Raw genomic sequence first — 16,012 nt, 5'->3', positions numbered from 1 at the left:
TCAGGCGTCGGGACCTTCCCATCTGGCGAGGACGGAGCCGGAGTCGCCGCTTTCGGCCTCCCAGATGACTCTGACGACGGCGTTCGGTGGTGCGTCGACGGCAACGGAATCGCCGGCCGCCACTTCTCCCTCGAAGGGGCTGGTCGTCGTCTTGTCGGCGGTGGTTACCACGACCTCGATTTGGGCACCTTGGACGGTGTCACCGCCCTCGTGGGTGATGGTGACTGCTTCGGCGTCATTGTCGTAGTCGAAGCCCCACGCCACGTTCGGGACGGATGGTGTGGAACCGCCGCTATTGCCACCGGACCCGCCGGCGAGGATGACACCCGTTAGCTCACCGCCGCTGTTTTGGGCCTCCTCGGGCGGGGCGTCGATAAGGCCGGCCGTGGCGGCATCGAGCGGGCCGATAACGAAGCGTGAGACGCCGGAACCAACCGTCTCGAAGGACGCCCGTCCGGTCTCGTTCGGGTCGTTCGACGGCCCGGAGACGTAGTACCATTCGGCGTACTCGAGGAACGCCTCGTTGGCGAAGACGTGGTACGCGAACGCCTCGGTGTCGGCGTCGTAGACGGGGGCGATGAACGCCGCCATCGTCTCCCCGGAGAGGTCCCTGCTCACGCGGAGTTGGGAGGGTCGTCGGTGCCACCCTCGTAGGCGTACTGGAAGGTGAACGTCGCTTCGGGGTCCTCGTACATTATCTCGCGTTCGTCACCGGAGACCGAGGCGTCGCCATCGACCATCCAGGGGTAATCGACGACAGCGCCGTCTCGGAGCACGCCGGCAGCGTCGCCGTTACCGCCGTCGCCGTTGTTTCTATCACCGTTGCCGTCAGTCGGGAGCGAGGAGTCGTCGATACAGCCGGCGGCCGTGACCGCTGCGGTCGAACCGAGGAGCGCAAGCAAGCGCCGTCGTTGGAGGGCGGACATACGCCGGGGTGTGGTCGCCACTCACTAAATACCCCGGTGATAACGCACCCTGTTCCGTCCCGGAACCCTCATACAGCGACCCCACCAACGTCGATGCGTGACGCAGTGGGTCGAAAACCCGAGCGGTGGCCGTGCCCGCGGGCCGCGGGGACTCGCTCGGGCGTGGGTCGAGGTGCTACTTCGACCGAGACGGTTCTTCGAGAACGGGGTCGCCCCCGGCGACCAAGCACCGGGATTGACCTTCGCCATCGCCGTCGCCATCGCCTACGTCGGGGGGCGCCTCCTCGTGGCCCCCGAGACGCTGTCGGGGTACGGTCGCATCGCCGCGGCGACGGGAAGCGTCTACCTCTCGGCGGCGGTCGTCCTCGTTGCGGCCTGCTTTCTCGTTGCACCGCTCGTGTTGCATCTCGCGGCCGCTGTCGGGACGCTGGCGCTGATTCCCGTCGCAAAGAACCGCGGCGGCGTCAGCGAGACGGTTCAAATAATCGCCTACGCGGCGGCTCCCGGCGCGTTCGCGGCGATTCCGGTTCCGGCGATACAGACGCTCGCCGCCCTGTACGGCTGTATTCTGCTGGTCGTCGGAATCAGCGTCGTCCACGAGACGCCGATGCCGCGGGCAGTCCTCGCCGCCAGCGTGCCCGCACTGTTCGTCTTCGGGTTCGCCTTCGGCGGCATCGGGGCGTTCGAAGCCGCCGTCGGCATCGACATCACGCCGGACCCGCGGTAACGGATAGAATCCGACAACCGTTTTAAGCCCCGACTGTACGTTCACAGTAATGCCCGACTGTATCATTTGCGGCACGTCTTCCGACGGGCCGATTTGCGATGTCCACCAGGAGGACGTCGTCTTCGAGTTCAGAGGCGACCAGCCCTCCCAACTGACCCCAGGCCGTTTCTACCGGGGGACCGTCGACGGCTACGCCGAGTTCGGCGTGTTCATCAACATCGGTAACGTCACCGGACTGCTCCACCGGAGCAAACTCGACCGGCGACTCGAGAGCCTCGACTGGGAGGTCGGCGACGACGTGTTCGTGCAGGTGAACAACATCCGAGACAACGGCGACATCGACCTCGGCTGGTCCATCCGCCAGTCCGAACGAGAGTTCCGCGGCGTTCTCGTCGACTCGCCCGACGGCGACTACCTCGCCGACGAGTACGGCGAGAGCGACGACGCGGAATCCGAGGAGAGCGACACCGACGCATCGACCGAGGAGTCCGCCGCCGAGCCGGAATCAGGACGGGAACCGGAGACGGCCACCGAGGAGGCGACGGAGGATGAGCCGACCGAAGCGAAAGCGACCGAGGCGAAAGCCGACGAACAGACCGGCGGCAATCCGAGCGACGAGGAACTCGCCGACATCGCGGCCAAAGACGAACCGGTCACCGAAGAGAGCGACGCCGCCGGAAGTGAGACCGACGAAGCCGTAGGCGACATCGACCGCGTGCCGGTGGGGACGCTCCGAGAACACGTCGGCGATGTGGTCCGACTGGAGGGCGAAGTCGTCTCCGCCCGCCAGACGTCCGGCCCCACGGTGTTCGAACTCCGCGATGAGACTGGCGTCGTCGACTGTGCGGCCTTCGTCGAGGCCGGCGTTCGCGCCTATCCCGACATCGAGGCCGACGACTACGTCCGCCTCGACGGCGAGGTTCGACTCCGACGCGACGAGATTCAGGTCGAAACCGAATCCCTCGTCGAGCTGGAGGCCGACGCCAAGGCAGAGGTCGAACAGCGGATGGACGACGCCCTCGACGACCAGGCCAGCGCCGACTCAGTCGAGCCGCTGGCCGACGACGACGCCATCGAAGCCATCACCGCTGATATCACCGACGCGGCGACGACCATCCGCCGTGCAGTCCTCGAATCCCGACCCGTCGTCGTCCGCCACGATGCGACGACCGACGGCTACGTCGCCGGCGCCGCCGTCGAGCGAGCGATTCTCCCGCTCGTCAAAGAACAGCACGCCTCCGCCGACGCCGTCTACCACTACTTCGACCGACGACCGCTCGAAGACGGCGTCTACGACATGAACGACGCGACGAAGGACGTGACCCGGATGCTCGGCGACCGCGAGCGTCACGACGAGAAACTCCCGCTTTTCGTCTTCGCCGCTGCAGGCTCGACTGCCGCCTCCACGGACGGCCTCGAGTTGCTCGACATCTACGGTGCCCCGCGGGTCGTCCTCGACGGCCGGCCCGCCGACAGCGAAGTCGTCGACGAAATCGACTCGCTCGTCACCGTCGCCGACCGGACCGCCACGACCGTCGCGGCCAACGTCGCTGCCGCCGTCAACGGCGACGTTCGCGACGACCTAACCCACCTGCCGGCCATCAGCTACTGGGACGACACGCCCGAGGCGTACGTCGAGTTGGCCGCCGAGGCCGGCGTCGACGACGACACCGCCCGACAGCTTCGGGAGGCAATCGCACTGGAGGCGTTCTATCAGTCCTACGAGGACAAGCGCGAACTCATCGTCGACTTGCTGTTCGAGAAGCGCACCGGGCTCGCAGAGCAGGTCTCCGAGCAGTTCGGCCGGAAACTCGAGGCGGAACTCGAAACCGCGACCGCGAACCTCGACGAACGGAGCGTCGACGGCGCAACCGTGGCCGTCCTCGACACCGAGGCCTACACCCACACCTACGACTTCCCGCCGACCCGACTTCTGTTGGACGAACTCGCCCGACGGCTCGACGTCGACGCCGTCGTCGGCGTGGCGACCGACGAACTCCACATCCGCACCGACGCGGCGCTGGATTTGGAGGCTATCGTCGCTTCGCTGCAACTCGAATCGCCGGAGGCCGGCGTCGACAACCCCGGCGCCCGCGAGCCGAAACTCGAGTTCCTCGCCGGTGAGCGCGAGGCCGTCCTCGACACACTCGTCGACGCACTCGCCGAACAGGTCGTCACCGCCTCGGCCTGAGCGGTCATCTGTTTCTGCAGTTCGATACGAACCGCCCACAGCGGCGGTTGGGTTTTACCACCGGCGGCCCAACGAGTAGTATGCGCCGACGGACCGTCCTCGCGGCTCTCGCGGCGGGACTCGCCGGTTGTAGCGGCGGCCGGGAGTCCGACTCGACGCCGACGGTGACACCCGTAGGAGTTCCGGAGGACGAAGGCAGCGATAGCGGTCCGTTGTCACCTGCGGACTCGCGATTCGACGCCGACACCCCCACGCCAGAGGGGGTTAGGTTGTTCCACGAACTGTCCGGCGACGAGAAGATGGCCGTAGAGCCGAACCGAGAACTGTTCACACCCGAGGCGCCGAGCGCGCCGATACGACTCCGAAACGACCGCGACACGGCGCTGTACGTGTCGTCGGGGTGGGGCCTGCAGAAGTACACTGGCTCGCGGTGGGTCCGAATCCTCGCGCCACACATAAACCGCGGTGGACTCACGTCGGTCGACCCGAACAGCGTGTGGCGTCGCCGTCACAACATCACGAACGTGTTCAGCCTCCCGGTGTTGGGGCCGGGGCTGTACGCTCGCATCGAAGACGTTCGCGTCGATAACGGGGAAATCGGTGGTGAGAACGTTCCGCTCGGCGCGCTGTTCGAGGTGTCCGGAACCGACTACGAGGTGCGGCCCACCGGGTCGCCGCGCATCGACGGGGACGTGGCGACGCTGGTCTGGAGTCCACTCGCCGAGCGGACGGTCGTCTTCGAGCGCGTCGACGACGACCCGGAGGACGCTGTCTCCGTGGTTCCGGAGGTCATCGGCGCGATACCGATGTTCCGGGATACGATTCCGCTGTTATCCGAGGTCCGTTCGGTTCGAATCAACACGGCGTCGGCGCCGCTGGTGTTTCAGTACCTCTCGGAAGCGCCTGTCAGAGCGGTCGAGGTGGGCCCGGAGACGCGTCTCGAACACGAGGAGACCGTCTTCACCGTTCGAACCGTCGACGCCGAGGACCGCTAGCCACTTACCGTCGCGCCCCGTTGTCCCGGCAACGAATGAGCGCGGACACGGAGCCGGACCCTGCGGAGACGGAGGCCTTCGAGCGCGTCTGTGAGTCGCTGGTAGCTGACATCCTCGCCGGCGACATCGACCGCGAGAACCTCGAAACCGCCAAGATGGACGCCTGTCGGGAGTACTCCTCCCCGAAGGTGCCGAAGAACACCGAGTTGCTCGATTACGCTCCCGAGGAGCGCCGCGAGGAGCTAGAGCCGATTCTCCAGCGCAAGCCCGTCAGGACCGCCTCAGGCGTCTCGCCCGTGGCCATCATGACCTCCCCGCACACCTGCCCCCACGGGAAGTGTCTGTACTGCCCCGGCGGGCCGGCCTCGGAGTTCTCCTCCTCGCAGAGCTACACGGGCGAGGAACCCGCCGCGGCCCGTGGCGTCCAGAACGACTACGACCCATACGGACAGGTGACGCTGCGGCTCCACCAGCTCCGGAACATCGGCCACCCCGTCGACAAGGTCGAACTCATCCTGATGGGCGGGACGATGACCGCCCGCTCCCACGACTACCAGGAGTGGTTCGTCAAGCGCGCCCTCGAAGCGATGAACGACTACGACCTCGATAGCGAGCCGACTCCCAGCGAGGAGGAGTCGTTCAAACCGGACCCCGACGATGTCGAGTTCCGATATCTCGAAGACGTTATCGCCGAAAACGAGACCGGCCAGATACGCAACATCGGCACCACCTTCGAGACCAAGCCGGACTGGTGTGACCCCGAACAGATAGACCGCATGCTGGATGTGGGCGGGACGAAAGTCGAGGTGGGCGTCCAGACCACCTACGAACGCGTCAACCGGGAGATGCACCGCGGCCACGGCGTCCAGGCCAGCATCGACGCCAACCGCCGCCTCCGGGATTCGGCGTTCAAGGTCGGCTTCCACATGATGCCCGGCCAACCCGGCATGTCCAAGGAGATGTGTCTGGAGGACTTCCGGGAACTGTTCGAGAGCCCCGACTGGCGGCCCGACTACCTGAAAATATACCCGACGCTCGTCGTCCGCGACACAATCACCTACGACATGTGGCGCAACGAGGAGTACGACCCCCTCACCAACGAGGAAGCCGCCGAGTTGGTCGCCGAAATCAAGTCGATGATTCCGCGCTACACCCGCCTCCAGCGCGTCCAACGCGACATCCCCGCGGACTTCATCGACGCCGGCGTCTGGAAGTCCAACCTCCGACAGTTGGCCCGAAAACGGATGGAAGAACACGGCTGGGAGTGTGACTGCATCCGGTGTCGAGAAGTCGGCATGAACGACGAAGACCCCGAGAACGTCGAGATGGACGTGTTGACCTACGAAGTCGCCGGCGGCACGGAACACTTCATCTCCTTCGAGGACTTCGAGAAGGACTTGCTCGTGGGGTTCTGTCGACTGCGGTTCCCGAACGACCCGGTTCGACGAGAACTCGGCAACGCCGCCCTCGTCCGGGAGTTGCACGTCTACGGCAACGAGGTCGGCGTCGGACAAGCGTCGGAAACCGACCACCAACACAAGGGCTACGGCCGCCGACTGCTGGAGAAAGCCGAACACATGGCCGCGGACGCTGGCTACGACAAGCTCTCGGTCATCTCCGGCATCGGCGTCCGGGAGTACTACCGCGAGAAGTTGGGTTACTACCAGGACGGCCCGTACGTCTCGACGCGTCTCTGAGTCGTGCTCGGCTTGTAATAATCGCTTATTGGAGGATACGCTACGAATAGCTATATACTCGGACGGCGTATTCGATTCGACCGCAATGCGGTGTAATCATGTATCCAGAACGTCCGGAAGCACTGTCGTATCGTCGTCTGACCGCCGGTAGCGAGTCGGCTCGACTCGCGGCGGCAACGTGGGGTGAAGACCGATGATAGAGGACGCGTTCAACTACCCACGGGAGAGCGACGACGTCGTCAAGACGGTCGTCATCGGTGGGTTGTGTCTGTTGTTCGCGTGGCTTCTCGTGCCCGGATTCCTCGCGTTGGGGTACATCCTCCGGGTCATCGACCGAACCTCGGAGGGTGACGACGAACCGCCGGTGTTCGACGACTACGAGGCGATGATAGTCGACGGCGCGAAGGCGTTCGTCATCCTCTTCGCGTACAGCCTGCTGCCGGCCATCGTGGCGTTTCTCGCCATCGGCATCGGTTTCCTCGGCTTCGCGGGCGGGGAGAACACGGCCGCACTCGGTGGGCTCGCACTCGCCGCCGGCCTCTTGGTGGCGTTCGCGCTCAACCTCGTCGTCGCGTACGTGACGCCGGCAGCCCTGGCGAACTACACCGAAACGCGCCGCATCGGGTCGGGATTCGAGTTCGACACGCTTCGATTGGTCCTCTTCGACCGGCGGTACGCCGTCGGCTGGCTGACCGCCTTCGTGATGATTCTCATCGGCGGGGTCATCGCCGGCGTGTTGAACGTCGTCCCCGTGTTGGGCTCCATCGTCGGCGTGTTCGTGTCGTTCTACTTCGTGGTTTCGGCGTACTACGTCATCGGCCACACCTGGAGTGATGTTCGGTCGAGTGACCCACCGGAACCCGACGCCATCGGTGGCGGCACCGAGGCCTGACTGTCCGACCCGCTGACGCTTTCCTCCACGCGCCCGACGCACTGGGTTGATACCGCCGGCGCTCCAACGGCCGGATATGGCGCGACCCGTTGCCGACGGCGTGTACCTGCTCGGGGTCAGTTGGCCCGAGCCGGTCGGCTCGAACGCCTACCTCGTCGACGACGGCGACGTGACGCTCGTCGATGCCGGGTTGCCGATACCGCGCCGCTCGCTCGACGGGGAGCTCCGCGATGCGGGCTACGAGGGCGCCGACATCGACCGTATCCTGCTGACCCACTACGACATCGACCACGTGGGGGGTCTGGCGCGACTCGACGTCGACGCCCCCGTCTACATCGGGGCGGCCGACGCCGACCTCGTCCGCCGTCGGTGGTCGCCACCGTGGAACCACCACAAGGGGGCGTTCCATCGCCTCGTCAGGCGGCTGTACTCGCTCGAAAAGCTCGACCTCCGAACCGTCGAAGACGGCGACCGAATCGGTGGCTTCCGGGCGGTTCACACGCCCGGTCACAACCCCGGACACACCGTGTACCTCAACGACGGCCTCGACGCCGGCTTGCTCGGCGACCTCGTCTGGGAGTCCGATGGCCAGTTCGTCGCCCCGCCATGGCTGGATTCCTACGACACCGGCTGTATCGCCGACAGCATCCGCCGGGTCGCAGGGGAGTCGTTCGAACACGCCTGCGTTGGCCACGGCCGGCCGGTTTCCCCCGGCGGGAGCGACCGGCTTCGGGAACTCGCGGCAGAGTTGTAGGGCGAACGCGTGCTTTTGAACGCGCCGGACCTACCCGGAGTATGAACATCGCAATCGTCGGCGCCGGTGCATCCGGCGCCGCGGCCGCCTACCGCCTCCGGGAGACGGACTGCGACGTGACTGTCTTCGAGAAGTCCCGGGGCGTCTGTGGCCGTGCCGCGACCCGCCGGAAACACGGCTGTACCTACGACCACGGTGCCAACTACGTCAAATCCGGATCCGACCGCGTGGACCGACTGCTCACCGAAGCGTTGCCGTCCGAGGGATTGGCCGACATCGAGGCGCCGGTCTGGACGTTCGGTGCCGACGGCGAAATCGGCCCTGGCGAAGACCGAGACGAACGCAAGTGGACCTACGAGGCCGGCATCACGCAACTCGCAAAGCGACTGTTCGCCGAGACGGATACCGAGATACACTTCGAGACGCGAGTGGGGCGTCTCGACCGCGACGGCGAAAACTGGCGACTCCACGACACCGACGGCGAGGAACTCGGTGCCTTCGACGCGGTGCTTCTCACGCCGCCGGCGCCACAGACCGCCGACCTCCTCGCGGCATCCTCGTGGAACGACTCCCGGCTCGGTGAACTCCACGACGCCGTCGACGCCGTCCCGTTCCGCACCATCTACACGGTCGTGTTGAACTACGATTTCGAACTCGAATATCCGTGGTACGCGCTGCTCGACACCGACCGGGAACACGAGGTGGGGTGGCTCGCACGCGAGGAACTAAAGTCCGGCCACGTCCCCGACGGCCAGACGCTTCTGGTCGCCCAGATGGCGCCGGCGTGGTCCGTCGAGCGCTACGACGACCCGAGCGAGGAGGTGAAGGCAGACGCGGCGCGATTGGTCGCGGACCTCCTCTGCGACGACCGACTGGCCGACCCCGAGTGGACCGACCGACAGGGGTGGCGCTACGCACTCCCGGACGACGGCGGGGACGCCGAGGCGCTTCGGACCGCCGAGGAGGCCGGACTGTACGTCGCCGGCGACTGGACTGCAGGTGAGGGCCGCGTCCATCGGGCGGTCGAAACCGGATTCGACGCGGCCGAGCGCATCGCGGATTTCGAGTGACGGCCCGACGCCTACACCCGAGCGAGCACCCAGAACGTCGCGATGCCGCCGACGCCGACGACGAACCAGTAGCTCGTCAGTCGATAGATGGTCGTCACGGCCAGCGCCTGGTCGGCGGAAAACGCCAACAGCGCTGTCAGGAGCACGACGAGTGAGCCCTCGATGGCGGCCAATCCGCCGGGCAACGGCGTCGACCCCGCGATGACCGTCACGGGGACGAGAAACGCCACTAACAGCAGTGATATCTCGAGTCCCAGCGCCAGCGCGGAGAAGTACAGCGGAAGCGCGAACAGCACCCACCCGACGTAGGCGAAGGCGACGGCGACGAGCAGGTCCCGCGGCGACTCGGCGATGAGGTCGATGGACTCGTACAGTCGGTCGATTCGGTTTCGGACGCCGTCGACAGTGATTCGGTCGGTCCGCGCTGCGAGTGGGGCGAACAGCCTCACGACGGCACGCTGGACGGCGTCCCGGTAGCGCCACGCGAGGACGATACCGACCGGCAGGGTGATGGCGAGTCCGAGCAGCAGCGCCGCGAACTGTTCGGTCCCTTCCGGGAGCTGTGACTGGAGCAGCAGATAGCCGAGACCGACCAACCCGACGTTGAAGAACGGCAACATCCGCAACAGGTCGGCGGTGACGACGCTCGCGAGGCTCTCCTCGTAGTTCGCTTGCGTGTCCCGCGAGAGGATGTAGGCGATGAAGGGTTCGCCGCCGGCCTGTCCCATCGGCGTGATGTAGTTGGCGAACGTCGCCGCGTAGAACGTCACGACGAGTTTGCGAAACGGGACGGTGACGCCGGCGGCCCCCAACACGACCTGCCACGTCTTCGTCCACGCGAGGAGACACAGAAGCGTCGACGCGCAGGCGACGCCGACCCAGTAGAGGTCGGCTGTTCGAAGCCGTTCGATGGTTCGGTCCCAGCCGATGACGGCACCGAGGAGGTAGACGAGAACCAGAGCGACCGCGAACCCCACGAGGAGTTTCAGCGTGGTACCACGGTCCATCGGCCACGCCACCCCTCCATCGCTCCCGGTCACGACATTCCCTCACCGTCGTCGAAGGCCCGCGATGAAGCTCCTCCGGGTCTGACGGTGGCTCGATTCCGAACGGGTGTCGTCATCTGGACGAGGTGTTCGTCATAGCTGCCCTCACGCCTCGGTTTTCGTCACCTGATACCACTCCCCGTCCCACGTCAGGTAGTACTCGAGGAACGCTTTGACGGTGAGTACGCCGTGTCCGAGGTACACGAGCGGGACGAGGGAGACGGCCCACGTCGGGCGAACGACGCGACCCTCGAGGACGTCCTTGAGCCAGACGGAGCCGACGATGGCCAAAACGAGCGCGTACGGGACGAGAAAGGCGGATTCGACGTCTTGAGCGACGAGGAAGGGAACCTGTGCGACGACGATGAGCATCAGCGCACCGGCGACCATGCTGCCGGCAGCCCGGCCGATAGAGAGGAGGTCGCTGAATCCGAGGTCGCCGTCGAGGGCTTCACGGGCACGTGCGTCGGCGACTTCGACGTGGCCGATGCGCCAGCGTTTCCGCTGTCCCCAGAGGTCCCGAATGGTGTGCGGGGCCTCCATCGTCGTCGTACAGCGTCGGTTCTGCCGGACGGTCAAATCCGCCCGGTACACCTTATGAGAGAAGTCGATGTCCTCGGTGAGTTTGTCGTCGTACCCGCCGACGGTTTCGAACGCCTCGCGGGTGAACGCAGTCGAGGAACTCTGACAGTGGGTGAAGCCGCCTAACTCGCCCAGTGCGTAGCCGGTCTGGACCGCGATGCGCTCACAGTACGCCAGCGTTTCGACGACGCCGTTGGGCCGAGGAATGCGTCGGCCCTGGAACACGTCGGCGTCGCCGAGGAGTTCCGTCATCGCCAGCGGGACGAACTCCGGAGAGACGCGTTCGTCGGCGTCGAAGACGGTGAAGTAGTCGGCGTCGCTCCACTCGACGGCGTAGTTGATGGCGCCGGCCTTCGACCCGGGGTTGCCGTTGACGAGGCAGGTGACGGATTCGTGTTCCTCTGCGAGTTCGCGGGCCTTCGCCCGCGTCCGGGGGTCGTCCGGTTCCGTGACGACCGCGACCGACAGGGAGTCGTACTCGCTGTCGAGGAGGCTCTCGACACTGACGCCGACGATTTCGGCGTCGTTGTACGCCGGCACGATGGCACACACGTCCGGCCCCGAGAGGACTTTCTCGTCGGCGTCGGGGTCGCGCCACACGTCACGGACGACGAAGGCGCCGCCGACGACCATGATTGCGGTGGCGATGAACACCGAGACCGCTCCACCGAAGAAGTCGAAGGTGACCGAGAGGGATTCGATGGTGATAGTCACGAGTTCGACGCCGAAGACGATTCCGAGGACCAGCAGTCCGCCGATCCCACAGACCGTACCCGCGAGTTCGGAGACACGGCGTGGTGACGGAAGCATGTCGGTTACAACGAACGCATCGGATTATCAACGTTGTGTATTATTCTGACTATGAAAGACAACCGCAAAACAGGCCTCTAAGAGCCGTTTGGGCGTGGTATCGGGAGAACCAGTATGAAATACGATGAAAAACCGTCAGACATTTCGAGGCGACACAACGGCTCACCGATAGACGTACGCCGCCAGTTTTTCGCTCGCGTTCGTCCGGACCGACGACCCGTGGAAGACGAGGCCGGCATCGAACTCGTAGTCGAGCAGTCGCTCCAGTGACCGCTCGGCCTCGCCGAGGTCGTCGGTGAACGTCTCCGGCGGCAGGTGGAAGTACCCCTCCGGGAGGCCACGTTGGTCGGCGCCTGAGAGGGCGTCGGCCAGCACCGCGACCCCGCGTTCCTCGTCGACGAGGGCGTGTTGGTGGTCGCGGTGGCCCGGCACGTGGACGGCCTCGAAGGGACCGATTTCGTCTCCGTCGCCGTACCGGTGGTCGGGGTCGAACTCGGTGTCCAGTTCCGCACCCTCGGGAACGTAGGTTTCGACCCACAGGTCCCGGACCACGGCGTCGAAGCCGCCGACGTGGTCGCGGTCGGCGTGGGTGATGACGAGGCGTTCGACATCGATACCTGTCTGAGCGATACCGCCGAGCAACGCATCTGTCGTGTTGGGAAGCCCGCAGTCGACGAGGGTGCCGTCTTCGAAGCAGAAGGCTCGTATCCGTCCTGATTCGGTCCGAGCGCAGGTTATGTCGTAGACGCCGGGTAGGATTTCGGTGGGCATACACCCGCTACGTCGGTGGGGAACCTAAATCTCAGCGTCGACGACCTCACGCCGCCCGCGAGGCGTCGACGGTTCGGTAGGCACCGGCACCCACGAGAGCGAACGCGACCAACGCCAGCCAGAACACGCCGCCGAAGCGCAGCGACCCCGGCGAGAACGCGGCCAACAGCAACGTCACCGCGCCGACGCCCGTCGCCGCACGCAACGCGAGGTGGTCGAGCGCGTTCGCGAAGGCGAGTCCACCCGCGACGACCAACAGCACACCAGTCCCGACGACGAAGATACCCGTCGCGAAGGGGTCGAACGGCGGGGGTGCGCCGGCCGAGAGATACCGGATAGCGCCGAGTGCGGCGACAGCAACGCCGACGACGACGGCGACGGCGGCGGTGAGACGACTGTCCATACTCGCCGTCCGGCCACAGACGGTTAATGGGTTGTGGACCACGCCGGACGCCCCAACCCGTCAGGCCTTTCTCCGGGCCCCGTTAGGACGTAGACATGGACAGAAAGCGGGCGATGACGAGCGTCGACCTCGCCGCGTTGGTCGGCGAGTTGCGCGGCTACACCGGCGCCGTCGTCGACAAAGCCTATCTCTACGGCGACGACCTCGTTCGGTTGAAGATGCGAGACTACGACCGCGGCCGCATCGAACTCATCGTCGAGGTGGGCGACCCGAAACGCGCTCACGTCGCCGCGCCCGAACACGTCCCCGACGCGCCCGGACGGCCGCCCAACTTCGCGATGATGATGCGCAACCGCATCGCCGGGGCGAACTTCGAGGGCGTCGAGCAGTACGGCTTCGACCGCATCCTCACCTTCCGCTTCGAGCGGGAGGACCAGACGACGCTGATAGTGGCCGAACTGTTCGGCGACGGCAACGTCGCTGTCCTCAACGAGGACCACGAGGTCATCGACTGTCTCGACACCGTCCGCCTGCGCTCTCGAACCGTCGCCCCCGGGTCGCAGTACGGCTACCCCGACGAGCGGTTCAGCCCGCTGGACTGTGACTACGACACCTTCGCCGCCCGGATGGACCAGTCGGACACCGACCTCGTCCGGACACTGGCGACGCAGTTGAACTTCGGTGGACTGTACGCCGAAGAGCTGTGTACCCGCGCCGGCGTCGAGAAGACTCTCGCTATCGAGGAATCCGGCGAGGAGCAGTACGAGGCCCTGTTCGGTGCGCTCGAACGGCTCCGGGAGCCGATACTGGAGGGTCGAACCGACCCACGACTGTACGAGAACGACGACGGAGAGGTCGTCGATGCGACGCCGCTGCCGCTCGAAGAACACGAGGCCGAAGGCTACGTCGCGACGGCCTTCGACAGCTTCAACGGCGCCATAGACGAGTACTTCAACCGGCTGGAACTGGAAGACGAGGAAGTCCACGAAGAACCGGGCAGCGACCGGCCGGACTTCGAGGGCGAGATAGCCAAATACGAACGCATCATCGAACAGCAAGAGGGTGCAATCGAGGACTTCGAGGCCCAAGCCGAGGCCGAACAACAGAAGGCGGAACTCCTGTACGGCAACTACGACCTCGTCGACGAGGTCTGTTCGACGATACGGGAGGCCCGCCAACAGGGCGTTCCCTGGGCCGACATCGAGGAGAAGTTCGAGATGGGTGCCGAACAGGGTATCGAGGCCGCCGAGGCCGTCGTCGGCATCGACGAGGCCGAGGGTACCGTCACCATCGAACTCGACGACACCGACATCGAGGTCGACCCCTCGATGGGCGTCGAGAAGAACGCCGACCGACTGTACACCGAAGCAAAGCGCATCCGCGAGAAGAAAGAGGGCGCACAGGCGGCCATCGAGGACACCCGCGAAGACCTCGAAGCGGTCAAACAGCGCCGCGAACAGTGGGAGGAAGCCGACGAGGACGAGAGCGAGGACGACGACGGCGAGCAGTTCGAACGCGACTACCTCTCGATGGGGTCGGTGCCCGTTCGCTACGACGAGAAGTGGTACGAGCGGTTCCGGTGGTTCCGGACGAGCGACGGCTTCCTCGTGTTGGGTGGCCGCAACGCCGACCAAAACGAGGAGTTGGTCAAGAAGTACATGGAGCCCTCCGACCGGTTCTTCCACGCACAGGCCCACGGCGCGCCCGTCACGGTGCTGAAGGCGACCGAACCCGACGAGGCCGCCCGCGAAGTCGACATCCCCGAATCGAGCAAGGAGGAGGCCGCACAGTTCGCGGTTTCGTACTCCTCTGTCTGGAAGGACGGCAAGTTCGAGGGCGACGCCTACGAGGTCGACCCCGACCAGGTGTCGAAGACCCCCGAGAGCGGCGAGTACATCGAGAAGGGGAGTTTCGTGATTCGGGGCGACCGCACCTACCACCGGGACGTGCCCGTCGGCGTCTCCATCGGTATCAAATGCGAACCCGATACGCGCGTCGTCGGCGGGCCGCCGGCGGCCATCGAACCGCGCGTCGAAACGTCGGTCCGACTCGAACCCGGACAGTACGCACAGAACGACATCGCGAAACGCGTCTATCGGACGTTCCGGGAACGCTTCGAGGACACGAGTTTCGTTCGCAAAATCGCTAGCGCCGACCGGATTCAGGAGTTCTGTCCGAACGGCGGCAGCCGGATGCTCGATACCTGACCGGCGACTGAGAACCCACCGCTTTCCCGAGATATAAAGCCGGTCCGGTCGTCTCTCGGGTATGTTCCGCGATGCGCTTGATTATCCGACCAGACCGCCGGCGGGAAGTCGGTCGGTTCTCGTCGGCGGCGCGCTGTTGCTCTTCGTCGGCATCCCGGTCGCAATCGCGGGAATCGGTGTCGAATACGCGCCGGTCGGCCTCGTCGCCGTACTGCCGTGGCTCCTCGTCCGCGGCTACTACGTCCGTGTGGTTCGGACGACCGCCGGCCGTGGGTATCCGACGCCGCCGCGTTTCGGTGGCGTCGGCCGACTGTTCCTCGACGGCGTCCGAGCGGTCGCAATCGCAGTTCTCTATCTCCTCCCAGGGGCGGTCGTCCTCGGGCCGCTCGTCGTCGCCCGGACGACGGGCGTCGAGTTGCCGACGCTGTTCGCCCGTGTCGGGCTTTCGACGGCGCTTTCCAACGCCGCGCTGTCGGTGGCGGGACTGCTCGCGCTGTTCGCACTGCTGTACCTCCTCGGCGCGCTGTACGCCCTCCCCGTGGCGGTCGCCAACTTCGCCTACACCGACCGCTTCGCCGCGGCGTTCGAACTCCGGACGGTTCTCGCCGGCGCACTCACCGAAGACTACGCCGTCGCGTGGGTCGTCTCGGTGTTGGTTCAGGCGCTCTTGATTCCGATTTCCTACCCGCTCAGGGCAGTTCTCGTCGGGTTCTTCCTGCACTTCTTCGCTGCGGTCGCCGTCCGCTACTGCTACGGACAGGGCGTCGGCGCCGCCCTGGGGTGGGAGCCGGTCGGCACCACGCCCGACGAGGAATCGAGGGAAGATGCCGACGAGGTCACCCTCGCAGTCAGGCGCATCGACGGCGAGTGGGGCGAATCGGAGACGCGGCGCTGAGGCGAAGCCGCGGTCGAACAGTACGCACTTAGGGACCCCGCCCGGA

The 16,012-nt window shown here is 65.8% G+C and carries 15 protein-coding genes; 9 read left to right on the top strand and 6 right to left on the bottom strand.

Annotated features, from left to right (window positions below):
* Entirely contained in the window at nt 1-618 is a 618-nt protein-coding gene (locus tag HWX69_RS11435; protein ID WP_178917230.1) for a type IV pilin, read from the bottom strand.
* Nucleotides 615-926 (bottom strand): hypothetical protein, encoded by a 312-nt coding sequence (locus HWX69_RS11430; protein WP_178917229.1) that lies wholly within the window; start codon nt 924-926, stop codon nt 615-617. Before HWX69_RS11430 ends, HWX69_RS11435 begins: the two co-directional genes overlap by 4 nt.
* 97 nt (nt 927-1,023) lie before the next feature.
* Here HWX69_RS11430 and HWX69_RS11425 point away from each other — a divergent pair, with 97 nt between their 5' ends.
* The 7 genes from HWX69_RS11425 (at nt 1,024) to HWX69_RS11395 (ending at nt 9,252) form a co-directional block, all read left to right on the top strand.
* Nucleotides 1,024-1,653 carry a YIP1 family protein gene (locus HWX69_RS11425; protein ID WP_178917228.1) on the top strand — a complete coding sequence of 210 codons (630 nt, stop codon included), beginning with the start codon at nt 1,024-1,026 and terminating at the stop codon, nt 1,651-1,653.
* A gap of 49 nt (nt 1,654-1,702) precedes the next feature.
* Nucleotides 1,703-3,844, top strand: a complete 2,142-nt coding sequence (locus HWX69_RS11420; RefSeq protein ID WP_178917227.1) for an OB-fold nucleic acid binding domain-containing protein — start codon at nt 1,703-1,705, stop codon at nt 3,842-3,844.
* Between the two features lie 80 nt (nt 3,845-3,924).
* On the top strand, nt 3,925-4,839 hold the full coding sequence (locus HWX69_RS11415) for a hypothetical protein (protein ID WP_178917226.1): 915 nt from the start codon (nt 3,925-3,927) through the stop codon (nt 4,837-4,839).
* 35 nt (nt 4,840-4,874) lie between these two features.
* A complete protein-coding gene (locus HWX69_RS11410; protein WP_178917225.1) occupies nt 4,875-6,536 on the top strand; it encodes a tRNA uridine(34) 5-carboxymethylaminomethyl modification radical SAM/GNAT enzyme Elp3 in 1,662 nt (553 codons plus the stop codon).
* A gap of 193 nt (nt 6,537-6,729) precedes the next feature.
* A complete protein-coding gene (locus HWX69_RS11405; RefSeq protein ID WP_178917224.1) occupies nt 6,730-7,428 on the top strand; it encodes a DUF4013 domain-containing protein in 699 nt (232 codons plus the stop codon).
* A 76-nt stretch (nt 7,429-7,504) separates the two neighbouring features.
* Nucleotides 7,505-8,182 (top strand): MBL fold metallo-hydrolase, encoded by a 678-nt coding sequence (locus HWX69_RS11400; protein ID WP_178917223.1) that lies wholly within the window; start codon nt 7,505-7,507, stop codon nt 8,180-8,182.
* Between the two features lie 41 nt (nt 8,183-8,223).
* Nucleotides 8,224-9,252 carry an NAD(P)/FAD-dependent oxidoreductase gene (locus tag HWX69_RS11395; protein WP_178917222.1) on the top strand — a complete coding sequence of 343 codons (1,029 nt, stop codon included), beginning with the start codon at nt 8,224-8,226 and terminating at the stop codon, nt 9,250-9,252.
* An 11-nt stretch (nt 9,253-9,263) separates the two neighbouring features.
* Here the strand turns inward: HWX69_RS11395 and HWX69_RS11390 are convergent, their stop codons facing one another.
* The 4 genes from HWX69_RS11390 to HWX69_RS11375 form a co-directional block, all read right to left on the bottom strand.
* Nucleotides 9,264-10,259, bottom strand: coding sequence for a lysylphosphatidylglycerol synthase transmembrane domain-containing protein (locus HWX69_RS11390; RefSeq protein WP_178917221.1), 996 nt, complete (start codon nt 10,257-10,259; stop codon nt 9,264-9,266).
* Nucleotides 10,260-10,403: 144 nt separating this feature from the next.
* Nucleotides 10,404-11,690 carry a glycosyltransferase family 2 protein gene (locus HWX69_RS11385; RefSeq protein WP_178917220.1) on the bottom strand — a complete coding sequence of 429 codons (1,287 nt, stop codon included), beginning with the start codon at nt 11,688-11,690 and terminating at the stop codon, nt 10,404-10,406.
* 162 nt (nt 11,691-11,852) lie between these two features.
* Complete coding sequence (locus HWX69_RS11380; RefSeq protein WP_178917219.1) at nt 11,853-12,461, bottom strand: MBL fold metallo-hydrolase; 609 nt, start codon at nt 12,459-12,461, stop codon at nt 11,853-11,855.
* A gap of 46 nt (nt 12,462-12,507) precedes the next feature.
* Entirely contained in the window at nt 12,508-12,864 is a 357-nt protein-coding gene (locus tag HWX69_RS11375) for a hypothetical protein (RefSeq protein ID WP_178917218.1), read from the bottom strand.
* A gap of 95 nt (nt 12,865-12,959) precedes the next feature.
* Here HWX69_RS11375 and rqcH point away from each other — a divergent pair, with 95 nt between their 5' ends.
* Both rqcH and HWX69_RS11365 read left to right on the top strand, forming a co-directional pair.
* Nucleotides 12,960-15,071, top strand: coding sequence for a ribosome rescue protein RqcH (gene rqcH, locus HWX69_RS11370; RefSeq protein ID WP_178917217.1), 2,112 nt, complete (start codon nt 12,960-12,962; stop codon nt 15,069-15,071).
* Between the two features lie 61 nt (nt 15,072-15,132).
* Nucleotides 15,133-15,966 (top strand): DUF4013 domain-containing protein, encoded by an 834-nt coding sequence (locus HWX69_RS11365; RefSeq protein ID WP_178917216.1) that lies wholly within the window; start codon nt 15,133-15,135, stop codon nt 15,964-15,966.
* The last annotated feature ends 46 nt before the right edge of the window (nt 15,967-16,012 follow it).

The organism is Natronomonas gomsonensis, from assembly GCF_013391635.1.
Classification (GTDB): Archaea; Halobacteriota; Halobacteria; order Halobacteriales; family Haloarculaceae; genus Natronomonas; species Natronomonas gomsonensis_A.
Note: the sequence above shows the minus strand (reverse complement) of the source record. Positions and strands in the feature narration are given on the sequence as shown.